The 26,576-nt window shown below is 23.6% G+C and carries 17 protein-coding genes and 9 tRNA genes; 25 read left to right on the forward strand and 1 reads right to left on the reverse strand.

Annotated elements, in window-relative coordinates; all coding sequences use genetic code 4:
* Nucleotides 1-9 precede the first annotated feature (9 nt).
* Nucleotides 10-1,908 (forward strand): Mbov_0396 family ICE element transmembrane protein, encoded by a 1,899-nt coding sequence (locus MCAV_RS01130; RefSeq protein ID WP_391592061.1) that lies wholly within the window; start codon nt 10-12, stop codon nt 1,906-1,908.
* A gap of 27 nt (nt 1,909-1,935) precedes the next feature.
* On the opposite strand, the gene MCAV_RS01135 is transcribed toward MCAV_RS01130, so the two are convergent.
* Nucleotides 1,936-2,478, reverse strand: a complete 543-nt coding sequence (locus tag MCAV_RS01135) for a hypothetical protein (protein ID WP_391592062.1) — start codon at nt 2,476-2,478, stop codon at nt 1,936-1,938.
* Between the two features lie 99 nt (nt 2,479-2,577).
* On the opposite strand from MCAV_RS01135, the gene MCAV_RS01140 reads away from it, so the two are divergent.
* The 24 genes from MCAV_RS01140 to MCAV_RS01255 all read left to right on the forward strand — a co-directional run bounded on the left by MCAV_RS01140 (nt 2,578) and on the right by MCAV_RS01255 (nt 26,562).
* Nucleotides 2,578-6,483, forward strand: coding sequence for a hypothetical protein (locus MCAV_RS01140; protein ID WP_391592063.1), 3,906 nt, complete (start codon nt 2,578-2,580; stop codon nt 6,481-6,483).
* Nucleotides 6,484-6,497: 14 nt separating this feature from the next.
* Nucleotides 6,498-6,986, forward strand: a complete 489-nt coding sequence (locus tag MCAV_RS01145; protein ID WP_391592064.1) for a hypothetical protein — start codon at nt 6,498-6,500, stop codon at nt 6,984-6,986.
* Nucleotides 6,987-7,020: 34 nt separating this feature from the next.
* Nucleotides 7,021-7,950: an Mbov_0400 family ICE element protein gene (locus MCAV_RS01150; protein ID WP_391592065.1), complete on the forward strand. Its 930-nt coding sequence runs from the start codon at nt 7,021-7,023 to the stop codon at nt 7,948-7,950.
* Between the two features lie 185 nt (nt 7,951-8,135).
* Nucleotides 8,136-9,284, forward strand: coding sequence for an Mbov_0400 family ICE element protein (locus MCAV_RS01155; RefSeq protein ID WP_391592066.1), 1,149 nt, complete (start codon nt 8,136-8,138; stop codon nt 9,282-9,284).
* A 101-nt stretch (nt 9,285-9,385) separates the two neighbouring features.
* Nucleotides 9,386-10,522, forward strand: coding sequence for an Mbov_0400 family ICE element protein (locus MCAV_RS01160; protein WP_391592067.1), 1,137 nt, complete (start codon nt 9,386-9,388; stop codon nt 10,520-10,522).
* A 367-nt stretch (nt 10,523-10,889) separates the two neighbouring features.
* Nucleotides 10,890-12,311, forward strand: coding sequence for a UPF0236 family transposase-like protein (locus MCAV_RS01165; protein ID WP_391592068.1), 1,422 nt, complete (start codon nt 10,890-10,892; stop codon nt 12,309-12,311).
* A 915-nt stretch (nt 12,312-13,226) separates the two neighbouring features.
* The gene (locus MCAV_RS01170; protein ID WP_391592069.1) at nt 13,227-14,729 is read left to right on the forward strand and encodes a dicarboxylate/amino acid:cation symporter; all 1,503 of its coding nucleotides are present in this window, start codon (nt 13,227-13,229) and stop codon (nt 14,727-14,729) included.
* 196 nt (nt 14,730-14,925) lie between these two features.
* A tRNA-Cys gene (locus MCAV_RS01175) sits at nt 14,926-15,000 on the forward strand.
* 5 nt (nt 15,001-15,005) lie between these two features.
* A tRNA-Arg gene (locus tag MCAV_RS01180) sits at nt 15,006-15,082 on the forward strand.
* Nucleotides 15,083-15,136: 54 nt separating this feature from the next.
* Nucleotides 15,137-15,213, forward strand: a tRNA-Pro gene (locus MCAV_RS01185).
* A 6-nt stretch (nt 15,214-15,219) separates the two neighbouring features.
* Nucleotides 15,220-15,296, forward strand: a tRNA-Met gene (locus MCAV_RS01190).
* A gap of 66 nt (nt 15,297-15,362) precedes the next feature.
* A tRNA-Ser gene (locus MCAV_RS01195) sits at nt 15,363-15,453 on the forward strand.
* A 1,350-nt stretch (nt 15,454-16,803) separates the two neighbouring features.
* Nucleotides 16,804-17,670: an Mbov_0400 family ICE element protein gene (locus tag MCAV_RS01200; RefSeq protein ID WP_391592070.1), complete on the forward strand. Its 867-nt coding sequence runs from the start codon at nt 16,804-16,806 to the stop codon at nt 17,668-17,670.
* A gap of 985 nt (nt 17,671-18,655) precedes the next feature.
* A complete protein-coding gene (locus tag MCAV_RS01205; protein ID WP_391592071.1) occupies nt 18,656-19,576 on the forward strand; it encodes an ABC transporter ATP-binding protein in 921 nt (306 codons plus the stop codon).
* A 9-nt stretch (nt 19,577-19,585) separates the two neighbouring features.
* Nucleotides 19,586-20,470 carry an ABC transporter permease gene (locus MCAV_RS01210; RefSeq protein ID WP_391592072.1) on the forward strand — a complete coding sequence of 295 codons (885 nt, stop codon included), beginning with the start codon at nt 19,586-19,588 and terminating at the stop codon, nt 20,468-20,470.
* Nucleotides 20,471-20,662: 192 nt separating this feature from the next.
* A complete protein-coding gene (locus tag MCAV_RS01215) occupies nt 20,663-21,586 on the forward strand; it encodes an Mbov_0400 family ICE element protein (protein ID WP_391592073.1) in 924 nt (307 codons plus the stop codon).
* Nucleotides 21,587-21,699: 113 nt separating this feature from the next.
* The gene (locus MCAV_RS01220; protein WP_391592074.1) at nt 21,700-22,074 is read left to right on the forward strand and encodes a hypothetical protein; all 375 of its coding nucleotides are present in this window, start codon (nt 21,700-21,702) and stop codon (nt 22,072-22,074) included.
* Between the two features lie 572 nt (nt 22,075-22,646).
* Nucleotides 22,647-22,723, forward strand: a tRNA-Met gene (locus MCAV_RS01225).
* 5 nt (nt 22,724-22,728) lie between these two features.
* A tRNA-Asp gene (locus tag MCAV_RS01230) sits at nt 22,729-22,805 on the forward strand.
* 164 nt (nt 22,806-22,969) lie between these two features.
* A tRNA-Phe gene (locus tag MCAV_RS01235) sits at nt 22,970-23,045 on the forward strand.
* A 1,024-nt stretch (nt 23,046-24,069) separates the two neighbouring features.
* A complete protein-coding gene (locus tag MCAV_RS01240; protein ID WP_391592075.1) occupies nt 24,070-24,543 on the forward strand; it encodes an NfeD family protein in 474 nt (157 codons plus the stop codon).
* Between the two features lie 38 nt (nt 24,544-24,581).
* Nucleotides 24,582-25,496, forward strand: a complete 915-nt coding sequence (locus MCAV_RS01245) for an SPFH domain-containing protein (RefSeq protein ID WP_391592076.1) — start codon at nt 24,582-24,584, stop codon at nt 25,494-25,496.
* Between the two features lie 103 nt (nt 25,497-25,599).
* Nucleotides 25,600-25,689: transfer RNA gene (locus MCAV_RS01250), tRNA-Ser, on the forward strand.
* 165 nt (nt 25,690-25,854) lie between these two features.
* Nucleotides 25,855-26,562, forward strand: coding sequence for an RDD family protein (locus tag MCAV_RS01255; protein WP_391592077.1), 708 nt, complete (start codon nt 25,855-25,857; stop codon nt 26,560-26,562).
* Nucleotides 26,563-26,576: the final 14 nt, after the last annotated feature.

Genomic DNA, 26,576 nt, shown 5'->3' on the forward strand with positions numbered 1-26,576 from the left:
GGGTTGTAAATGGGTTGATTTTTTGATGTAATTGGAAAAGCGATTGGTACAGTTTTTGAAGCAGTGTTTCAAAAAATTATTGCTTGATTTTTTTGAAACTTTATTATAACACCCATTTTACAAATCATGGATGGAGTTGAAAAAGTGTTTACGTGACTTTCTCAAGGTTTAATCCAAAAATTAGTTTACAACGGTGATTTAAGTAATGGGTTTCAATTAGCTAATGTAACAACCGCTTTTTGAATTATGCTTAGTTTAGCGATTGTATTAGGTGTTTTAATACTATGTGCTAATTGAGTGGTTAGTTTTTTTCGCGATGTTGATAGACAAAGACTAAATTTAATTAACGGTTCAAAATTCTTACTTTTAGGAGTTTTTGGTGTTTTTATTTTGCCTTTATTATTATGACTTTCAATTTATGGGATTAATGCCATTTTACATTCAGTTATTAAACAAGCTGGAGGTGGAGTAACAATTAGTGATCAAATGTATTACTTAGGTGCTAATCCAAAAACTAAAGTAGTAGCTCGTGAAGGTGATTATAGTATGCCTGATAATTGAAGAGAATACAATTATATTCTTCAAATTTTTGGTTTAGGATTTGTATTTGTGGGATTAGGCATGCTTGTTTTTTTAGTTGCTGCTAAAACTTGAGACATCTTTTTCTTATTTCTGATTTCGCCATTTATAGTTATGAGCACAACTGTTGATCATGGACGTAGAATGAAATTATGGTTAGAAAGTATTTCAGGCAAAATTTTAGGAATTGGCTTTTTACCATTAGGATTTACTTTATTTAATATTTATATCAAAATAACAACAAGCATTTTAAATGATGGTTCATTTCCTGAAGGTAATGCTTTAGCTCATCAAGTAGCCAAACTAGTTATTATTGTTGCTGGAGTTTTAGGATTGCAAAACATTGGTCAATTAATTGCCACGTTCATTGGTGAAAAAATGGGAATTCAAGAAGCAGCAGAAACAAGTAATCAAATGAAAATGATTGGTGCTATGGCTGTTGGTGGTGTTGCTTTAGTAGGTAAAGCAGCTAAAGGTGCTAGAAGATTGATTGGTGGTCAACGTTCTAAAGAAGCCAATGATTGAATGAAAAAAACTAGGGCTGAAAATATAAAAAATGGTTTAGGTAGAAATTTAACTGATAAACAAAAACAAGAATATCATGAAAAATTTGGAATGCATACTAGAGGTGGTTTGTTAGGTTTAAATGCTAAAGTATTTCGTTTTAAAAGAGAACAATTTGCTCAAGCAGCAGCATATGGTGGTGGGTTAGGCGGTTGAATGGCTGCTAAGGGAATTAATCGTAAATTACCAAGTCATATTAAAAAATCAATGAAAATGGGCTGAGCAAGATTAGGTAAAAACCAAGTTGAACGCAGTGCTGAAATTCAAGCAGGAAGAAAAATGAATGCTCAAGAATGGTTTAAAAAAGATGATTATTTACTAAAAGATAATAAATGAAAAGAAGGTGATTGGGTAGATGAAGAAACCAATCAATTTAAAGACGTAAAAGGAATAAATAAAAATTATCACAAGAAATTAAACGAACTTATGAGAATGGGTGATGACATTCAAGTTGATAAAAAAACGGCTTTATTAAACCGTGAGTATCAAGAAGCATTAACGCACGCTCAAGAAAAAGCAAGAATTGGAATTAATGATAAAAATATTCATTCAGTTGAAAATAAAAGAGTTTTTTTAACTAGCACTGAATTAAAAGCTAAAAAACTTAAAGCCAAATTAATTAAAAAAGCTAAAGGCAATGCTTATAAACTTGATGAAATCCAATACGAACCTAAAATGCAAAAATATCGTCATCAAGCATCAAGAATTGCTGCTAAATATGATACTTCAAAACGAAACAAAAGAGAAGTTCCTAAACCTAAATAAGAATATCTTAATAATTAAGCAAGATATTTATAGATATTTATAAGAGAAATCAGAATAACGACTACTTTCACCTTCTTTAGATTCAAAAATTTTATCCTTTCATTGATGATATTCAGGATGCTTTTTAACAGTTTCATAAAATCATTTTTCATATTTACTTGTGCCACTTCGTTTACCTCTAGCTCCATAAGTATAACCTTCATCATCCTTAAAAATTTTTCGTCTATTTCTGACAATATCTATATTTTCTCTCATAACTCTTTTTAAATAATTAAAAGTTCTAATATCCCAATACTTTTTGTAAATTCATTTAATAATAAAAGGCGAAATAATTAAAAGAAATAAAACAATTATGAAATTAACAAGAACAATAATTCAAGCAAATACATTACCAATCCATCCACTTGCTTCACTTGGAAAGACAGTAATCATTTTATTCCATCATTCTTTAGTCCAAAATAAAGGAGGTCATCAATGTGTAAAAAACTCTACTTCCTCACTATTTAAAATGGGAATAATAATATTACCAATGACTCAAAAAACAACAAGAAAAATTATGATTCGAAGCATTTTTAAAATTTTAGAAATTGAATTAAATTATAGAAATTTAGATAATAAGAATTTTATCAAATTTAATTAAACGAATTAAAAGAAACTAATTAGAAAACAATGAAAAAAACATGATTAAAATCAATTTGAATAATCTTTTTGTTACCATTAGCAGCAATTAGTTTTAATCAAGAAAATAAAACTAATATTATAAAACAAGCAGTATTAGATAATAAAAAAGATAATCTGGTTAATAATAACTTTACTAAAATTTATGCAGCTGATCATGATCAAGGAATAACTTATAGCATACCTAAAATTCATTTTGAAGATTTTAAATCAAAAGGTCTAGGTGGAATAACAAGTTTATATCAATCATTAAAAGATTACGAACGAACTCCAAATAAAACCTATTTTAAATCATCTAAAAAAAGTGTCGATTTATCAGAAGATCAATTTAATCGTAACTGAATTCTAACCAAAATCGATCCATTAAGAAATGCCAAATTGCAATTTAAGTTTAGTAATTTTGCTTCTAGCATCTTATTTAAAAATTATTTTGTGGAACGTTATATAAAAAATGAAGCATTTGGAGGTCGTTATAATGAAGATGAAAAATGAGCTAATTTTAATGGTTATGGCATTAAAGACTTAACTCAATCTAGAGAAAATAATTTAAGTAATAATGCTAAAGAAATCAAATGATCTGAAATTCCTGAAACAAGTAAAGATGATGAAGCAAAAAAGTTTGTAATATTTAATGGTAGAAACAATCAAAGAAAGTATTACAACGATTCTTATACTGATGCTAGCATTAATTTATTCATTAAAAAAGCAAAATGAAAGATTACTTGATGATTTGTAATTAATACTAACTTTCATAATAAAATCAGTTTTCCAAGTGGTAGAACTAAATCATATGATGATGTTGCTGATCCTTCTTTATCAGCTGTTGGTTATAATTTAGATTCAATTAATCTTGCTATAAATTATGTTCCTGATCAGTTTCAAGATCATTTTGATGATTTTAAAACTATTTTAGGTGAACCAATCAATATTCAATCAGATGAATCTAATTTACCAAATACAATCAATAATGCTAATCAAATTCGTAATATTATTAATGAAAGAATTAAAAATTTAAAAGAAAAATCAGCAATTAATCTTGATGAGAATAGAAAATATTACATTTTTAATGATGGTAAATTTAGTGATATTACTTTTGAACCTGAAACTAATAATTTAGTATTAAGTTGAAATTTAAAATCTAAAAACCGCAACTTAAATTGAACTATTAGTATTCCTTGAAATATTACATTAAATGAAGAATATTATAAAAAACAAGTAAAAGATCGGGTTAATTTAATTCCAGGTTTAGTTCCTAAAATTGATCCAGTTAGTCAAAAATTTGTTTTAAATCAAAAAAAGAAAGTTCAATTTGTCAAAGATCAGTATGAACTAATCAGTATTGATAGTAAAGGTTATGAAACAAGAGTTTATCATGCTCCAGTACAACTAAATTTTAGAAGTAATCAAGAACAAACTGAAGTTATTTATGTTAATGGCAAAGCTTTAGATGTTCTAAATTTATTATCAAACCAATTATTAAGAGATGGTCGGTTTGATTTTGTTGATGAGCAAAATAAATTAAAAAATCAAGCAAAAGAGCAAAATAATCAACAAACAACTAAAACTGAATACAAACAAAACGAATATTTGATTGAAGTTAAAAGAGATGATAAAAACAATTTAATTGCTGCTCAAAAAGATCTAAAAACAATTTATCAATTAAAAATTATTGTTGAATCAAATTTAAATAATTTAGATTTAAAATACTTTGCTTGAAATCCAGATGCTGAAGGTAATGAGCATCAAAAATTATGAATTACGCCTAAAATTAAAGATGAAAATGGTGAAGAAATTGATAATCCTGAATATAATCCCAACATAAATCCAACAACAGGAACCATTAAAAGAATTCTTTGAGTTAAAAAACCAGCCAACTTCCCTTTTTTAAGTGATCCTGATATTAGTGATGAAGCAAATATTGGTTATATTGCTGAAGGATCAATATCTTATAAAGGAATTAATCGACAGTTTTCAACTGATGAATTGCAAAAAGTTGATCAATATTCTTTAGGAGAACTAAAAAATAATCGTATTATTAATGGTAATCAATTAAACATTGTTGATCAAAATAGTTGGATTTTTCCAACTAAACCAAATCGTTTGTTTGCCAAATTAAGCAAGCAAAATCAAACAACAAATGATTATTTAATTAGTTTATTTACTTGAAATAGAATTGATCTAATTAATTTATATGCTTACATCAAAAAATCTACAGTTGAAAAAGAAATTTGATTAAACGGTTTAGCTAATGCAATTGGAGAAGCAATTATTAAATTAGTTGACAATCAAAAAAACTTAAGTTCATTAAACTTAAATTTTGTTGCTGCTGATGATTATAACTACAATTTATTTTCAATTAAAGATATTAGTTATGCTAAACCTGTGGAAACAAAAAATAAGGATAAAGCAGACCAAGTTGCTGAAGCAAAAACTAATTTAGTTAATACTATTAAAACAAGAATTGAAACCGCAATCAAAAATTATGGTAGTAGTTTAGATTTTAATAAAGTAAAACTAAATCATTATTTAGAAAAAGATATTAATCCTGATACAGATAATACTTTTCAAAGTATTTCTGGTTGATATCAATATTCAATCAACAAAAACAATAAATCCTTTGGCGCTAAAATTGTACAAATTCGTAGAGAAAATTTATCAAACAACCAAAAACCAGAAGATATTTTAAATGTCATAAATGAAAAATATGCTGTTGATTTTTGAACAACAATTCAAGCTAAAAAATTATTAAACTTCTTAAAAAAGGTTTATAAGATTGATGAAAAAGCAGCAAAAGAATTGCCTTATGAAGCAATTATGGCTGCTTGAAATGAATCATTATTTTTTAATTTAATTAACAATGAATCAATAATTAAGTTAAATGTTAATAATATTAATGATGATGATAACAATTTAACTAATCAACAAATTAGTGGTGATGATAATAACTTAATTAGTTCAAAAAACTATTTAATTGATCCATTTAAAACTAATCAACCTGATCCAATTAAGTTAGAAAATCAAGTAACTAGTTATGTTGCTAATAAATTAAATGATTTTGGCATTAATGATTATCAAATTCAAGCAAATGAGCAAACTTGAAAAGAATTAACTACTTTTAGTGAAAAAAGAAGAACAAACAAAGTCACAATTTTAATTGACTTTGGACAAAATGAGTCCTATCAAAAATTAAAACTAATTGTAATTAATAGTTTAGATCTTGAAGTTAATAAATTAGTTGATTTATCTAAAATTTATTTTCCTGATTTAACAATCAATTCTACTGATCCAAATTATATAAAAAAATTAATTCCTAGTGCAATTACAGAGTATTTACGTAGATGAACTAAACAACATGATTTATATCCAGATCTAAAATATAAAACTGATTTTGAATGAAAAATCATCAGAATTAATGGAGTTGAAAAAGATAATTGAACTATTAGTGACTTAATTTGATCTAAAAAAGAACCAGAAAAAATAGCAGCAATCGCAATTAATTCAATTACTGATTCATTAAAAACAACTAATTCTAATAAGTGGGTTTTAATTAATAGTAATCAATTTGATCCAAAAAATAATCCTGTAATTGATTTAGCAAATTGCGTGGATGATGTTTGTTCAATTAGCAATTTACCAGGACTTGATAATGTTGATCCATTTGATATTAATAATAAAATTGTTGAAAAAAATCAAAGTGAAACAACAAAAAGAATTTTATATTGAACTGTTCCATTAGCAACAATAACAACAACAGGAGCAATTGCAGGTGGTCTAACTTGAAGATGAAGAAGATTTAATAAAGCAGGAATCAAAATTCCAAAATCAATGATTCCAAAAGAAAGTACAGTAGCAAATAAGAGTAATTTCAAATTTTTTATAAAAAGAAAAAATAAATAATTAAAGGTAATCTTATGAACAATAAAAATAAAATTGAAACAAAAACATTGAACAATTTAAACAATAATACTAGTATTAAAAAAGCAGAAAATGATTTTAAATCTTTAAATAATTTCAATCATTCAACAACTAAACAAGAAGAAAGTACAACTAAAATGCCGATTAATTCCAATCAAAATCTAGAGCAAAAACAAGAAAAATCAACAAATTCAATAACTAAAGCAGCAGTTGAATTACAAACAATAAAAAAAGAAGAGCAATTAAGTCCAATTAAAAAAATTAATCATAAAAAGAATTTAAAATGGCTAGAAAACGAAACCGATTTCTTTCATCAACAGTTTAAAAAAGTTAATAAATTGTTTAAAGAACTACAACATTTAAAAAGTGTTCATGAGGATTTATTAGCTAAACAGAAACAAGCAGAACTTGATTTAGAGCAAAAAGTTCAAGAATATCAAGAAGCAAAACGAATTTTCAATAGTAATAAAATCAAAAAAATTTAATAAAATAAATCTAATTAAAAAGGAGTAAATAAAAATGAATATTGAAAAAATGAAGCCAATTTTTACTAAAAATAAAACTGACATTACTTTTAGTGAGTTCGGAGAAAACTTAGAACATCATCCAATTATTATTCTTTATTTGGAACGTGAAGATGAATATTGTTATTTAAAAATTCGTAGTGCTAGAGATGATCAAGGAAGATTAAAAAAACCTGAATTTAATGATGTTTTTCTTCCTGCAAATCCTAATGCTAAAGGTATATTAAAAAAGGATTCTTATGTTGATCCTACTAAAATTTATCACATTAAAAGATCTGAACTTGAAGAATATGTTGATCCAAATAATTCTCATTCTATTGGTTCAATTGATCCAATCAAAGGATTAGATATTTATTATGAAGTATTACATAACTTAGATCAAGAACCACCTTTTTGTTCAATAATGAAAGTCAGTTTTGATCAAAATTTAAACAAATTTATTAGCAAAACAGAGTATGCTCATGAAGAATTATTAAATCATGAATGAAGATTATTGCAAAACAAACTAAAAAATAAATCTTCTGAAATCAAAGAAAAATGAAGTATTGAATTTGAAAATTTGAAAAAAACCGTTCATGAAAACGCTCCTAACTTTTTTTGACCTGCATGAACTAACAAACAACTTTGTAAAGATATTTATTGTTGTATTTCCACAGAAGTAAAATATTATTGAAATGACTTTTTTTCATTGCATGAACCCTTATATGCGATTTATGAAAAGTTGTTTGATCAAAAAATTAATGTTCGTAGATCAGCTTCTGATCCTAATCGACCATATAAAATTAAAAATATTATCGAGTTTGAAAACTTTTTAAAAGAAAACAATTACATTCAATATCATACTTATCAAGAAATGGAAAAAATAAGAGAAGAACAAGAAGAACAAGCAAAAAAAAGTAAAAAATCAAATTCATATGAACGATAAGAAATAATAATTAATTAGTAAATATCAAAACAATCAGTATTAATTGTGCTGATTTTTTTATTAAACAAATCTTATTAAAAGATATTAATTTAAATATTTGAAGAAATAATTTCATGAATTAATGAATTATTAAGTATTGAAACGAATTTTCAGTAGTAAAAAAAATTAAAAAAAGGGGAATAATTATGAATCTAGGTTTAAAGTTAAAAACAATATTTACTAATAGAAAAGCAGAAATAACTTTTAATGAATTAGGTAAAAGTTTAGACCATCATCCAATTATCATTTATTATTCTGAAGTTAAACAAGAATACTACTATTTAAAAATTCGTAGTGCTAGAGATGATGCTGGAAATTTAAAAAAAATCAAAAATAAAGAAATTTTTGTTCCTAAAAATTCTAATGAAAAACAATTGTTGTATAAAGATTCTTATGTGGATACAACTAAAATTTTTAAAATTAAAAAAGAAGAACTTGATCAGAATGTTGATTTAGAAGAAGTTTGTTATATTGAAAAAATCGATCCAGTATATGGGTTATTAATTTATGATACTTTAATAGAAAACTTAAAACAACAACCACCATTGTGTTCATTAATTACAGTAAGTTTTAATCAAAATATTGATAAATTTACTAGTAAAACTGAATATACTCATAGAGACTTAGTTGATTCTGAATATAATGAATTAAAAAAAGAAGAAAAACCAATTTATGATGAAGTTTATCAATCTTTAATCAAAAATCGTTGTAAAACTACATTGGAAATTTTAGAAAATTGTCAAAATCTTGAAAGTTGGTTGTATAATGATCGCAGTCATTATCGTGATCATAATAGATATCATATTAATAAAAATACAGAGTTTTGTAATCAATTTAAAATATTATTTAAGAATAATTGAAATCATTTTCAAAACAAAAATTTATCTAATGAAGATATCAATGATTCATTAGAAAAATTTGATCGAAATTTGAAATATTTATTAGAAAATAAATATGTTCCATTAGAAAAAACAATATCACGCGAAGAAACTCAAAACAGAGAATTAATTTTTTTAATTCAATGATTAAAAAATTTAGATCAAACAAAATTAATTTTAAATCCAAAAGAATTAGTAACTTTTAAAAAAAATCCTAATTTTAAATTGGCTTATGAAATTGCTGATCTAAAAACAAAAAAAATTTTATTTGAACATTTAAATAATCAAGGAATTGAAGTTGATCTTAATGATAATTTAAAAGAAAAATATTATCCTCAATACATGATTATAAATCAATACATTCAAAAAGTTAATTTAGAATATTTAAAAAATAAATCCAAATCTTATGAACGATAAAAAGCAATATTTTTATCAATTAAAAAAATTTAGGTATTTATACGAATTTTCAATAGTAACAAAATTAAAAAATTTAATAAAAAGTAATACAATAAGTAATTATGAATCTAGATTTAAAGTTAAAAACAATAATTCCTGATAAAAAAGCAGAAGTAACTTTTAGTGAATTAGAAAAAAATTTAGAAAATCGTCCATTTGTTGTTTATTTTCCTGATGATAATTATGATTATCGCTATTTAAAAATGCGTAGTGCTAGAGATAATGATGGAAATTTAAAAAAAATTAAAAATAAAGAAATTTTTGTTCCTAAAAATTCTAATGAAGATCAATTTTTGGACCAAGATTATTATATTGATACAACTAAAATTTTTAATATTAAGCAAGAAGAATTTGATCGATTTATGAATTGAAAAGAAATTTATAATATAGAAGAAATTGATCCAGTATATGGGTCATGAATTTATTGTACTTTAATAAAAAACTTACGACAAAAACCACCATTATGTTCATTAATTACAGTAAATTTTGATCAAGATTTAAATAAATTTATTAGTAGAACTGAATATGCTCATAGAGAATTGCTTGATTATGAATATGATCAATTAATTGATGAAGAAAAAACAAAATATGATAAAGTTTATCGATTTTTAATTAAAAACCGCTGTAAAGCTACATTTAAAATTTTACGAAATTGTGAAAGTATTAATAATGGTTTTGATGAAGATTATCATTATCATTATAGTCAATATAGATATCATATTGATAAAAATACAGATTTTTGCGATGAAATTGAAAAATTATTTATTGATAATTGAAACTATTTTCAAAACAAAAATTTATCTAATGAAGATATTAAAGATGGATTAGAAAAATTTGATCAAAATTTGAAAAATTTATTATCAAACAAATATGTTCCATTAAAAAATACAAGGTCACGTAAAGAAATTAAAAGACAAATAATGTTGGTAACTGAATGATTAAAAGATTTGAATCAAACAAAATTAATTTTAACTCCAACAGAATTAGTGACCTTAAAAAATAATTGTGATTCTGATTTGGTTTATAAAATTGTTGATCCAAAAACAAATGAAATCTTGTTGGAATATTTAAAAGATCAAGGAATTAAAATTGATGTTAATGATGTTTTAAAGGAAAAATATTATTTTCAATACATGGTTATAAATGAATACATTCAAAAAGTTAATTTAGAATATTTAAAAAATAAATCAGAATCTTAAGAACTATAGAACCAATATTTAATTAGTAAATATAAAAAAACAATCAGCATTAATTGTGCTGATTGTTTTATTGAACAAATTTTATTAAAAGATATCAATTTAAATATTTGAAGAAATAATTTCATGAATTAATGAATTATTAAGTATTGAAACGAATTTTCAATAGTAACAAAATTAAAAAAATTATATAAAATAAATAAAATATTACTTAAATACTTAAATTAATAAGTTTTAAGTAATTAAAATTGATGAAAATTTATGAATAAAATATTTCATAGAAGATAAAATATTATGTGAATATATTAAATAACTTAATTTAAAATATTTAAAAAATAGATTCAAAATTTTAAGAACGATAAAAAAAACAATGTTTAATAATTTAATTTTTAATAGAGAAACTAAGTTGAAAATAGTGCAATTAATGAGAAATTTATGGAATAAATACTTTAATAATCTTGAATTAAAACGAAAGATTTTTAGTCGATTAAAAAAAATAAATAAAAGTAAACCTAAAAATAATCTAGAACCAGAATTGAATACTAATGATTATGTCAGTTGACAATATGAATTAGTTGATGATTTTTTATATTGATTAATTCGTTCTGAATTAAAAATCAAACTTCGTTTTAAAGAGTATGTATCTAAAAAAATTTGAAGTGATGAGTTCAATAAAGAAGTTTTAGTTAGGCGTAGAAAATATACTTTTTTAAATTTAGAAACTAATAAAGAAGAAGACTTTTATCCCTTTGATGAAGTATTAGAAATTCAAAAAAATCTTTCTTTTAATAAAAGTTCCTTGAAAAAATTTTATCAAAAATACATTAAATTAAAGTCAACTTATGAATTTTTAGCTAATTTTTATCAGATTTCTAAAACCCGTTTTGCTCGTTTATTAAAACATATTTATCAAAAAAGATATCATAAAAAGGATGATCAATTAAGTTCCAAAAACAAAATTGATTTAACTAATTGTCCTTTTCTTTATATTGAAACTGATGATACTTTCTTAAAACTCGCTAATCAAAATAGCAAAAATAAAACGCTTTTAAGATTGTTTGTTTTTCATACAGGATACAACAATAATGATTCGAAATCTAAAAAAATTACAAATGAACGAAGTTTATTATTAATTAAAAAAAATGATTTTGATAATAATATGGATCTAAAAACGATGTTAAAAAATTTTTTAGATGATAACTATACTAATCGCGAAAATTGTCAAATCATCATTAATTGTGATGGAGCACAATGAATGAAGAAATTAACTAAAGAATTAAACGCAACAATTATTTATGATAAATTTCATCTTCAAAGAAACATTAACAATTTTTTTCTTAATAGAATTTCATGAGCAAAATTTGAACAATTAGAAGATTTTGAAAAGAATCAAGAGCCAATAAAAAGAAAATTACTTAAATATTTTTTAAGAAAAAAACTTGATGATTTAATTAAATCAAAGAATCTAATCAAGTTAAAAAGAAAAGAATGTGATCAATTTATTGAACAATGAATTGAAGAATTTAATCAAATTTTAGCAACTCAAAACTTAAAAAATATCTTGATTGACATTGATTCACCAATTATTATTAACTTAAAAAAAGCAATTAATTTCATTTTTAATAATAAGTCTGGAATTAATAATTTATATCATTTACCCCAAAGTATTGGTTGTCGAATTGAAGCTTTTATTGCTAATAAAATTAAAAATCCGCTTAAAAATCGTGTTTTTAAAATCGAGAATTTCATTAATTTAGTTAATCAAAACTTTAAAAAAATTGTTTGCATTTAATTAATTAAGTTATAAAAATGATTAAAAACTGATCCAAATTAACGATTATTTTCGTAGTTTTTGTTTCAAATTAACTAAAAATTAATTGTTTTTTAACAAAAATTGATTAAAAAAGTTAGTCAAAAATAAACTTAAAAAATATTAGTATTGAATATAACAAAAAATGACTAAAAATAGGTTTGTACCAACGTTTGAGCTATTCAAAAACTTAGATAAATAAAGGGTTTTCAATAAAATAAAGCAATCTTTGTGTCAAATTTTGTGTATTAAACACTATTTTTATACGATTCAAAAAACTAGACCACAAAAAAACGTTAATTTTTGCTATTTTATGTTATGTTTTGGTTTAGGATTTTGTTCTGCTATTTAAAAAGAAGATAAAAAGGGGATCAAAAACGATTTTTAACAAATCCTGTTTAAAAAATGATGAAAATCAAACAAAAAAATTAAAAATAAACTGAAATTAAATATGATTTATGATAAATAATTAAAAATTTTTAATTTTTTTTAATTTTTTGTTATAATACTCGCGTTAGGCTGTAATGACCTGTTCTTACTTTTTGGGATTGTTGTTGGCCGCCCCTAAATTTATTCTTCGGCTCTAATTTCTATTAATTTTTATCTTTTTTATTAAAAAATAGATTAGAATTGTTCCAATAAATCACATAATTTATATTTCAAACAAATTTCATGGTTAATAACTATCAAAAACAATTATTATCATTAGATACAAAATGTTGTTGTTACAACTTTTTGTATTTGTTTCATGATGATAAGAACCATTTTTTATAGTTAAGAAGTCAAGAACTTTGAACAAAATGAAGCAGATACAATACTATGTAAAGTAATGTATCTGCTTTTTTTATTGAATTTTACTGAAATTACTGAAAATTAATCAAATTCAAAAAATCTTACATGGAAACCTCTAAAATTGATAGTAATAATTTCTTAAGATCATTTCTTGGTGTATCTTTTAATGAATCTTATATTTTTTTAGCCTTATTTGCATTATTAGTTGTTCTGATCATTGCTGTACGTATTTTAACAAAGCGATTTTGACCACAAAAAGCTAATTCAGCTTGAAATTATAGTTTATACACTGCTATTATTTCAGCATTAGTTTTAGGATTAGGTTTTGCAGGAATTAATCAATTTTCTGGTTTATCAACATCTAGAGTCAATGATGTTGTTAGTTATCAGTATAATTGAGTTTATGAAATTAATTCGATTGCTAATGTGTTATCAAATGTTTTTCTTAGTTTAATTAGTTTAGTTGTTGGTCCTTTAATCTTTTTTGGCATTAGTAGTAAAATTGCTACATATGTTCCTTCTAAATCATTAGTTCATGCCATTAAATATATGTTAATTGCTGTAGTTTTAGCAACATTATTAGGTATTTTATTATTTCAACTATTTCGTTTATTACCTAACATTAATTTATTGTTAGTAGAAAATAATATTAATAAACCAGCATACACTAGTATTTTAGTAACAATTGTTGATTGATTACCAACTAATGTTTTAGCATCTAGTAATTTTAAATATTTCACAATTAGTTTATTAATTTTTGCTTTAATTTTTGGATTTGCTGTTTATGCTGGTAGAAAACGTTGATCAAATGATAAACACTTATCATTAACAAGTGATCTTTTAACTGGTGGTTTTAAAGTTTTTTCAATTATTACTGATTTTATTTTAGAACTATTACCAATTGGTGTTTTTGGTTTATTTTTAAGCGCTATTATTAAAAATGGATCACAAATTTTTATCTCTTTAAGTTGGTTTTTATTAGTATTCTTATTAGCAATTATTATTATTTTTGTGCTGCAATTAAGTTTTATTTGATATAAAGCTAGAATTAATCCAATTACATACTTAAAAAAGGCGGCAAAACCATTATTAAGTGCTTTTTTAACTTCTTCTTCAAATTTAACAACACCATTAAGTCAAAAAGCATTACGTGAAAATTTTAATCTTGATCAAACTGTAGCATCAACAATGCCAACTTTGGGCACAACAATGGGAATGGTAGCATGTGGCGCGCTATATCCAACTATGGCTGCAGGTTTTGTGTTGTTTGTTGATAATCCTTTTGGTGATTTAGATATTTCTTCACAAATCACTTTTTTAGTATTTTTATTTTTCGCAACATTTTTTAGTTCATTTGGATTATCAGGTGTTCCTGGTGTTGCTTCAATTGTAACTAGAAACGTTTTTTCAGTTGTTGGTTTACCATTTGGTAGTACATTTGGAGCATTATTAGCAATTGATCCAATAATTGATATGTTTCGAACATTAGTTAATGTTAATGGGATATTAACAGCTGCTATTAGTGGTGATCATCAAAATCGTAAAAAACTTAACAATTCTAAAAAATGAAGATTATTTAAACCAAATTATCTTCTAAAATTAAAATAATACTTTTTGTTTTAGATCCAACATAAATTCTTAAATTAAATTTAATTTAGAGATAACAATGCAAATTTAGTTTATTTTGATTTGCTTGAATTGTTGGTCTAATCAGTTTTAAATTGTGATTTAAACTTAAAAAGAATAAAAAAATTGATATAATCTTATTAGTTTTTGTTTGCTTTGTTTAATAATCACAATTTGCGGTGTCTTAGCCAAGTGGTAAGGCCTGGAGTTGCAACCTCCATATACGTCAGTTCGAATCTGACAGACACCTCCATTATTACATCCGTAGCTCAGTTGGATAGAGCATCAGTTTGCGGAACTGAAGGTCGTAGGTTCGATCCCTATCGGGTGTGCCATTTTATCATTTTTGATATATTAGATTTAGTTATTATTCTAATATATCTTAATTTCGGGATGTAGCTTAGCTTGGTAGAGCGCTTGGTTTGGGACCAAGAGGTCGCAGGTTCAAATCCTGTTATCCCGACCATTTTATGGCTGAGTACCTCAGCTGGTTAGAGGGCTCGGTTCATACCCGAGACGTCGTGAGTTCGAGTCTCACCTCAGCCACCATATTAAACCCAAAATTTAATTTACTTTGTTTTATTGTTAAAATTAATAATAACAAAGTATCGATTTGGAAGCTTACCCAAGCGGTTGAAGGGATCGGTCTTGAAAACCGAAAGGCGTCGCAAGGCGCGCGGGGGTTCGAATCCCTCAGCTTCCGCCATTTTTTGAGAATTGTTAAAAAAGTTTAAAATTTTTGTAAAATTTTGATTTTTTTAGTACAATATTAATTGTGCTAGGGATGAACCTAACTTTAGCATACTGAAAGATTCTTGTATTAATTTACAGAATCTTTCTTTTATTTTATTGAAGTTTTAATAATTATCTTTGATTATGATCATTAATCTAAAAAATTATTTTTAAACTACAAAATCGCGTAGTCAACCATTTTGTATTCTTTTTACATTTTACTTACGTCCTTCTTATATTATTCTCTGTTTGATAAGTTTTGTTTCGTTTAGTCTGTTTGTGTTAATGATATCTCTTTTTTAAATTCATAGATTGTTTGCTTTCTTTCTTTTTTTGTTATTATTGGGGTTTTTATTTTTTTATTCATAATTAATCTCCTTTCTTAAATTAGTCATTTTGACATAACTCCTTTTATATTATTATTTTGAATTTAAAATTTATCTTTCTAATAAAATTTAAATTCTATTTTAGATTTATATGATTATTCAAATTGATTGTATAATTCTTAAATTAAAAAGGTTTTAATAATTATTCCTTGGTTAAATAGATAATTAATCTAAAAAATTATTTTATTTGTCAAACATAATAAAATTGTATGATGTGACATTTAGATAAACATTGTATAATTACTTTAGATCGGTTTTAATAGTTGCATTCCTTGATTAAGATACTGGTTATATACTTAATCTAAAAAACTATTTTTATAATGATAGTTATTTTTATAAAAACAAATAACATGTCATTGTTAAGGATTATATTCTTATTAAAAAATTGCGCGTTTTTATGATCCTAACCAAAAAGGTTTTAATAGTTTTTCCTTGATTACGATACTGGTTATATACTTAATCTAAAAAACTATTTTTTATTGTGGGATATTAAGCAATTGGTTTGCTTCTTTATAGATTCATATTCTAAAATGTTAAAGGTTCAAATCCTTCTTCCTACAACCAGTTTTAATTTATTGTTTTAAAGTTTAATATCATTGAAAGATAAAAATTTAAGGTTTAAATCCTTAATAATTTTTGTTTTTTTAATATAATGTTTTTGTCTTAAGAACGAATTTAACTTTAGTATGATTTAAAGACTCTGTATTAATTTACAGAGTCTTTTTTTATTATAAAAAGTTTTAATCGTTTTTAATTAATATGATTAATCCTAAAAGATTATTTTTATTGATAGAGTTATAAAGCAATTAATTAGCTTCTTTTAAAATCACAATCTGAAATTAAAAAAGTTAAAGTTCTTTCAGTAAAATAGATTTTCAATAGTAATAAAATCAAAAAAATTTAATAAAATAAATCTAATTAAAAAGGAGTAAATAAAAATGAATATTGAAAAAATGAAACCAATTGTACCTCAAAATAAAACGGACATTACTTTTGGTGAGTTAGGAGAAAACTTAGGTTTTCATCCAATTATTATTTTTTATTCTGAAGGTGATGAAGAATATTATTATTTAAAAATCAGTAACGCTGTAGATAAAAATCGGAATTTAAAAGAACCCAAATTTAATGATGTTTTCATTCCAGCAAATCCTAATGCTAAAGGTTTATTAAAAAAAGATTCTTATGTTGATCCTACTAAGATTTATCGCATTAAGGAGTCTGAACTGGATCAATATGTTAAAGAAGATGATATTTGTGGTATTAACCAGATTGATCCAATTAAAGCATTAAGCATTTATGATGAGCTATTATATAATTTAACAAAAGATGATCCATTCTGTTCAATTATGGAAGTAAGTTATGATCAAAATTTAAAAAAATTTACTAGTAAAACTGAATATGTTCACCCAGATTTATTGGATGATGAATGAAATAAATTACAAACAAAAATAATTGATAAATCTGTTCAAATAAAGCAAAAATGAAATGCAAAATATCAAGCAGTTCAGTTAAAAACAAACAAAAACAATGTAAGTGTTGCTAGACCTAATCGAACTAATTTTGAATTTTGTGATTATCTTGCTAATGTAATTGTTGAAGAATTGGGAGATTATTATAAATATAGTTGATTAGAAGTTTTGCATAAAAAACTAATAGAAGCAAAAATTAAAGTTCGTCAATCAGCCCTTGATTCTAATCGACCATATACAATTGAAAATATTATCGAGTTTGAGAACTTTTTAGAAGAAAACAATTACATTCAATATCATACTTATCAAGAAATAAAAAAAAGAAGAAAAGAATAGCAAGCAAAAAAAAGTAAAAAATCCAATTCATATGAACGATAAGAAGTAATATTTAATAATAGTAATTAAAAATAATCAGCATTAATTGTGCTGGTTTTTCATTAAATAAACTTTATTAGTTAAAATATCAATTAAAAATTTGAAGAAAGAGATAGTTTTATAAATCAAAAAAAGTTAATGATCTAATTAAATCAATGAATTTAATCAAGCTAAAAAGAAAAGAATGTGATCAATTTATTAAGCAGTGAATTCAAGAATTTAATCAATTTTTAGCAACCCAAAACTTAAAAAATATCTTAATCAGCATTGATTCACCAATTATCATTAACTTAAAAAAATAATTTCATTATTAATAATAAATTTGGAATCAACAACTTATATCATTTATCTCAAAGTATTGGTTGTTGAATTGAAACTTTTATTGCTAATAAAATTAAAAATCCACTTAAAAATCGTGTTTTTAAAATCGATAATTTTATTAATTTAATTAATAAAAATTTAAAAAAATTGTTTGTATTTAACTGATTAAGATATAAAAAAATCAAAAAGAGATTTGTGACAGTTTTTGTGTTGTGAAAAAATTTAGATAAATAAAGGGTTTTAAGGAAAATAAAATAACTTTTGTACAAAGTTTTGTGGCTTAAGTGATATTTTTTTATCAAGAATTTTAAATTTTTTTAGAAAATGATCGATTAAGATTTTTAAATTTATATCACTATAAAATGATTTATCTTTGAATAATTCATTTATGTTTTAAATTTTTTATTAAATAAAAATATCTTATAAAAATGTTATGAATTACTTTTTTAAAACAAAATTATTCACAACTAATTAAATTTGAAAAACTGAATGTAATTAAGATATTAATAATTTATCAAAAGCATTTATTAACTTGTCAATATTTGTTATTATAACTTTAATTAAATATTAATACGTTAAAAGTAGTATAATAGTTGATATTATACGGACAAAACACAAATATTATATGGACAAAACACAAAAAGATATTGTCTTACAAATAGATAATTTAAATAAAAAATTTGGTCAATTTCAAGCTTTGAAAAATTTAACTTTTAGCGTTCAAAAAGGAGAACTTTTTGGTTTTTTAGGAGTCAATGGCGCTGGAAAAACAACCACTTTAAATATTGTTTTAGGTTTTTTAAAAGCAGATTCAGGAAACGTATTAATTAATAACAAAAATGTCGATGATTTTCCAGAATATATTCGCAATCAAATTGGTATTGTTTTTCAAAATTCTATTCTTGATGATTATTTATCTGTTAAAGAAAATCTTTATGAAAAAGCTTGTTTATATTTAAAAGATAAAAAAGAAGTCATTAAAAATAAAGTACAAGAATTAATTAATTTATTTGAGTTAAATGAATTTGAAAAGAAACTTTACAAAGATTTATCAGGTGGTCAAAAAAGAAGAGTAGATTTAGCCAGAGCGCTTGTTCATTCTCCAGATATTTTATTTTTAGATGAACCAACAACTGGACTTGATCCAAATTCACGAAAATTAGTTTGAAAAATTTTGAATAATTTACGCAAACAAAAATTATTAACAATTATTTTAACTACTCATTATATGGAAGAAGCAACTAATTGCGATCATGTTATTGTGCTACATAAAGGAGAAATTCTTGCACAAGGAACAGTTGATGATTTAAAAAATAAATATACCTATGCTAGATTAAAAATTTATTCGAAAAAAAATAATAATCTTGAAGAATACATTCAAAAAACTAATAAAGAATTTGTATTTCAAAACAATTGTTATGTTATTAATTTTAAAAATACCAAACAAATTAGTGATTATCTTTATAAACATCATCAAACCTTTAATGATATTGAAATCATTAAAGGTGATATGGATGATGTATTTATTTCAATAGTGAGTAAATAAGGAGAGTTTATGGGTACTTATATTTTATTTAGAAGACAATTTGTTTCTTTATGAAATCAAAAGTTTCGTTTTTTCTTTCGTTTATTTGTTCCAATATTTGTTTTTTTATTTTTATTATTAATTTTTAATTTAGTTTCAATGGAACGTGAACCCACATTATTAGCAAGAGAAAATTTTCAATTCGGAACAGGATTAATTTTTTTAACTACTATTACTAATAGTTTTTCATTAACTGTGGTTCAAATTCAAGATAATATTAATAATACTATTAATGATATTAAAGTGACTCCAATTAAACATTGAAAAATTAGATATAGTTATTTTTTGTTTAATTTTGCAATTAACTTTATCACTACTTTATTTGTGTTTATGATCTTTATTATTTTCGTTATAGGTTTTGATTATAGTCAAATTGTTAATATTTTAAATTCATCAAAAGTGTCTTTAAGCTTTTTATTAATGGTTTTTGGAACATTGTTTGGTTCACTAATTTTTCCAATTTTGTTATCACGTTTAAAATCTCTTACTCTTTATCAAGCCTTAAATATTATGGTTTTTTTATTTGGCGGATATCTTATCGGTTCATTTTTTCCACTTTCATATTATCCTGCTTGATTAAGATCGTTTTGTTCTATTATTCCATCAACCCATTTACTTCAAGTTACTAGACACACATTTTATCTTGGAACTTTAAATGAGGCTTCTAATTTAGTTTTAAATCCAATTAGTTTATTTAATTACAATATTTCAGTTGCTTCAAGTTTAATTTATGTCTCCTTGTGAGTTTTATCTTTATTTTGAATCAATATTTTTCTTGATAAAATCATTCTAGGTTGAAATAGAGTTAAAAAATATTTAAAAGAATATTTTAAAAAATCATTAAAAGAACAATAACTAAGTTTAAACATATGAAAATAAAATTTTTAATATTTTAAATGTTGATTTAAATCAAAATAGAGCATGAAATAATTATTGAAAAATTATATTTATGTTTATTAAGTGCTCATTTTTTTATTAAAAATTCAATAAAATTATTCAATATAAAAATTTAATAAAATAAATCTAATTAAAAAGGAGTAAATAAAAATGAATATTGAAAAAATGAAGCCAATTTTTACTAAAAATAAAACTGACATTACTTTTAGTGAGTTCGGAGAAAACTTAGGTTTTCATCCAATTATTATTTTTTATTCTCAAGGTGATGATGAATATTATTATTTAAAAATTCGTAGTGCTAGACATCGTGATGGAAGATTTAAAGAACCTAATTTTAATGATGTTTTTCTTCCTGCAAATCCTAATGCTAAAGGCATATTAAAAAAGGATTCTTATGTTGATCCTACTAAGATTTATCACATTAAAAGGTCTGAACTTGATCAATATGTAAAAGAAGATGATATTTGTGGTATTAACCAAATTGATCCAATTAAAGGATTAGATATTTATTATGAGGTATTACGTAACTTAAATCAAGAACCGCCCTTTTGTTCAATAATGAAAGTCAGTTTTGATCAAAATTTAAATAAATTTATTAGTAAAACCGAGTATGCTCATGAAGAATTATTAAATCATGAATGAAGATTATTACAAAAAGAAATAGAGGAAGAATCTTCTGAAATCAAGGAGAAGTGAAGGAATGAATTTGAAAATTTGAAAAAAACCGTTCATGAAAACGCTCCTAACTTTTTTTGACCTGAATGAACTAACAAACGGTTTTGTGAAGATTTTGCTTGTTGTATTTCCACAGAAGTAAAATATTATTGAAATGACTTTTTTTCATCACATGAGCCCTTAGATGCAATTTATGAAAAGTTACGTGATCAAAAAATTAATGTTCGTAGATCAGCTTCTGATCCTAATCGACCATATACAATCGAAAATATTATCGAGTTTGAAAACTTTTTAGAAGAAAACAATTACATTCAGTATTATACTTATGAAGAAATGAAAAAAAGAAGAAAAGAAGAGCAAGCAGAAAAAACCAAAAAATCCAATTCATACGAACGATAAGAAGTAATATTTAATAATAGTAATTAAAAAAAATCAGCATTAATTGTGCTGATTTTTTTATCAAACAAACATTATTTAAAAGATATTAATTAAGTATTTGAAGTAATAATTTCATGAATCAAAGATATTTAAATAATTATCAGATTTTCAATAGTCAAACTAAGTTGAAAATAGTGCAATTAATGAGAAATTTATGGGATAAATACTTTAATAATCTTGAATTAAAACGAAAGATTTTTAATCGATTAAAAAAAATAAATAAAAGTAAACCTAAAAATAATCTAGAACCAGAATTAAATACTAATGATTATGTCAGTTGACAATATGAATTAGTTGATGATTTTTTATATTGATTAATTCGTTCTGAATTAAAAATCAAACTTCGTTTTAAAGAGTATGTATCTAAAAAAATTTGAAGTGATGAGTTCAATAAAGAAGTTTTAGTTAGGCTTAGAAAATATACTTTTTTAATCAAAAATCATTTTTAAAAAATTTTTATTAAATTTTTTATTTATTTAATATAATAACACTGTGTTTAGATAAAGGAAGTATCCTTAATCTTTAGCAACCTTAATAAGATTTTTGTATTAATTTACATAATCTGTTTTTCCGTGTAGTATCTTTTACTCTCCTGTTTTTTTAAGGTTATAATAGTTTTTCTTTGTTTGATTTATTTGATCTAAAAAGCTATTTTTTATATTGTGGGATGTTAAGTAATTAATAGTTTCTTTTAAAATCACATTTTGAAAGTTAAAGGTTCAAATCTTTCTTCCTACAACCAGTTTTAATTTATTGTTTTAAAATTTAATATCATTAAAAGATAAAAGTTTGAAGTTAAAATTTTGATAATTCTTATCTTTTTTTAATTATTTAAGAGAATTTAAAAAATTTTTGTGAAATTTTTATTTCTTTTAATATAATAGTAATGTGCTAAATACGAACCTAACTTTAGCATATTTGAAAGATTTTGTATTAATTTACATAATCTTTCTTTTATTTTAAATAGGTTTTGGTAGTTTTTCCTTAATTAAAATAATTAATCTAAAAAGCTATTTTTAATCGCGGGATAGAGCAGTTGGTCAGCTCGTCAGGCTCATAATCTGAAGGTCGGAGGTTCGAATCCTTCTCCCGCAACCATTTTTGGAATTGTAGTGTAGAGACCTAACACGCCACTCTGTCACAGTGGAGATCGCGGGTTTGAATCCCGTCAGTTCCGCCATTTTATGAATCTGTAATTTGTTTGGTATAAAATACCGTGGAAATTTTGATAGTTCGATTCTATCCAGATTCTATAGTTTATTTGGAATTGTATGATTGTATAATTTTTATGATATAATCTTGTGACAAGCAACACCAAGTTGAAATCTCAACAGTTCCATTTTTGGCTTTGTAGCTCAGTCGGTAGAGCAACGGACTGAAGATCCGTGTGTCGGCAGTTCGATTCTGCCCGAAGCCACCATTTTATTGATAGATTCTTTATTAATATCAAAATTAATTAGTTTTTCATTCTAATTATTTTGTTGTACTCATTTTTAATAAAATTCAGATAACAAGTAATATATAGAAACAAACTTTATTAGTAACATTTTATTTCTAAATTTATTCATTGTCTTGGTTATCTTTTAATAGTAAGTCTGATTCTTAAGAAATTTCATTTAACCTTTTTAGCTATTTTTCGCATTTTTTGTGAGAAAAATAGTTTTTGTTTAATGATTGCGTCCTTGTTTATTTAATTCATAATTTAATTTATTCTTTTTAAAATTATTATTTTTTAAAGTTTTAAAATACACAACCAACTTATTATCCTCTTTAATTTTTCAGTTTAAAAGTCCTTTCGAAAAAATAACTTTTTTGTTACATCAAATATATTTTTCTAATTCTAAAGATCTGTAATTTAAGTCTCTCTTTAAATACTAAAACCTTTTTTTATCCATAAAATTCCTCGATCTTTTAATTAATCTCTATTTTATTTTTATTACTTTCATTTAATTACCTATTTAAACTAGTCTATAAAACTTTTTAAATATTTAAGAATCAGATGTCACAAGTTGGAATAAGTTATAATATACCTTTTTAATTTTTAATTGTTTTTTAGTTTTTCTTATTTTTTTATTCTTTTAAGTTATTAATAAACTAAAACGTTTCTATATTAAAATCAATTAAAGAACCAGCATTGTTAAAGATGCTGGTTCTTTTTGTTGAATATCTATTCTAATCTCTAGTTATATTTAAGCAAATTAATAGATTAAATATTGTATAATTTAACTAGTATGAAGTTATTGATTTTTAAATATTAAAAATAATTTAAATTTAAAATTAAATTCAACAATATTTTTCAAATTAAAACTTATAACTCAAATAAATTTTTTAAATTAAGTTTAATAAACAACAATCAAGATATTAATAACTAAATTTTTATTTTTACTTTTATTGAATTAATAAAATTTATAGATGAATTGCTAAAAAAATAGGAAAAACATAAAATGACCGTTGGACAAATTATTTTATTATGTTTATGAGCAGGTATTATTTTAATTGCAATCATAATTGAACTTTTTTTAACTTCTTATCTTTTCTTAATCACATCTTTAAGTTGTATTGCGCCATTAGTAATAGTATTTTTTTATAAAGAGTGATGGTCGATTTTAGTGCAATTGGGAGCTTTTGGAGCTAGTTGGTTTATTTTATTTTTCTTATTTTGAAAAATATTTAAGAAAATTAAATTTTTTAATTCTTACAGTAGTAAACTTTTAAACACATTAGTTGGTCGAACAACAGTTTTAACAAAACCAAGTTATATTAAAGATCATCCTGATTTTCAGTATGGGATTGTCAAAATTGATGGTAAATATTTTCGTACTATTAATGAAAATGAAAAATATTTACCTGAAAGTACTTTAGTTATTATTGATAAAATTATTGGTAATAAATTAATTGTTAAAACATATAATAAATAATCAATAAATATAAACAAAGAAATACATCAAATCATTTTATGATCGGTTTAATTATTGGAATTACATTTTTAGTTTTATTTCTACTCTTTTTAATTCTTTCAGTTGTTTTTTCAATTAAGATTGTGGCTCAAGCTGATTTTGTTGTAGTTGAACGTTTAGGTAAATATTCAAGAACTTTAACTACAGGTTTGAATTTTATTATTCCATGAATTGAACGTGTTGTTTTAAGAGAAAATTTAAAAGAAAAAGTTTTTGATTTTTCTAAACAAGATGTTATTACTAAAGATAATGCCACTATTAAAGTAGATACAGTTGTATATTTACAAATTACTGATCCTAAATTATTTGTTTATGGCGTTGAACATCCAATCGCAGCAGTTGAAAATTTAACTGCTACAACTTTAAGAAACTTATTAGGTGAATTAGAATTAGATCAAACTTTAACTTCACGTGAAACTGTTAACTCTAAATTAACAATTATTCTTGATGAAGCTTCAGATAGTTGGGGCATTAAAGTGAATCGTGTTGAATTAAAAAATATTATTCCTCCATTTGAAATTCAATCAGCCATGGAAAAACAAATGCGTGCTGAAAGAGAAAAACGTGCTAATATTTTAGAAGCGGAAGGTTTTAAAGCAGCAGCAATTTTAAAAGCTGAAGGTGAAAAAGAAGCAACCATTTTATCTGCTCAGGCACGTAAACAATCACAAATTTTACAAGCTGAAGCAGTTAAAGAAAGTGAAATTTTAGTTGCTGAAGGTCAGAAAAAAGCAATTGAAATGCTAAAAAATGCTGAACTAGACAAAAAAGTTTTAGTGTGAAAATCATTAGAGCAAATTGAAAAAGTTGCTAATGGTAAAGCTACTAAAATTATTATTCCACCTAATTTACAAAATTTAGCTGGTACTATGGCAACTTTAGGTACTGTTTTAAACGATGAAAAAGGTAGTTAATATTTTTAGTATAATCAAACTTAATAATTAGTTGAATTATTTAGTTTTTAGTAACTAATTTGTTAATTAATTTTTAGTATTAAAATTAAATATTACTAAAAATGGAAGCTTACCCAAGTGGCTGAAGGGGTTGGTTTCGAAAACCAATAGGCACCAAATGTGCGCGGGGGTTCAAATCCCTCAGCTTCCGCCATTTTCAATTAAAGATTTAAACCACTAAAAATCCTTTTGATTTTATAATAATCAGAAGGATTTTTAAATTTAATAATAATCAAATTAACAATATAAAATATTGTTGTCATCATCTAATTGATAAAATTATTAGAATAAAATTAGCAGATTGTTCAAGTAATTACTAATGATTCATAAAAAACCAAAAATTAAATTTAATAAACCAGAAATTGAAGAAGTAAAATTTTTTTTCACAAGCGGTTGAAAAAGAATTTTAATTCGGTTTTTAGATTTATTATTTTTATATAGTATTAATTTAATTTTTATTTTAATGATTTTAGCCTATACTCCTAATAGTTCTTTAGGAAGTGAATTAACAAAATTAAATTATAGTTCATCACTAAATTATCTAATTGATCATTGAAGGGTGATTTTTTTATGAATTTATATTTGATTAATCTATTATTGTTATTTTGTTTTGCTTGTTAAAATTAGTAAAGGTTGAACTTTATTTGGTTGAATTTTTAAAGTTAGAATTGTTAATGAAACAACATCTTTAAAAACAATTAAATTAAAATTATGACAATTATTACGTAAAGAATTAGTGATTTTATTTGTTTTTCCAACTTTTATGCTTTTATTAACAACTGTTTTAATTAGTTTACCAATTGAACAAAATATTTTTATATTAATTATTAACATTTTATTTCGTCAAAACTTAAATAACTCTAATACTACAATTAAAATTTTGTCGATTTTTTTCTCAATTAGTTTTTGAATTATTTTTTTTATGCAATTTTTATATTTACTAAGTACTTATTGAGCTAAAAAAAGACGAACATGACAAGATTCATATGGATCAATTTATGTCATTAATTTTAAGCAAGAACAATAAAATTAAATTAAGAT

It is taken from the genome of [Mycoplasma] cavipharyngis, assembly GCF_042984175.1.
Taxonomy (GTDB): Bacteria; Bacillota_I; Bacilli_A; order Mycoplasmatales; family Mycoplasmoidaceae; genus Mycoplasma_N; species Mycoplasma_N cavipharyngis.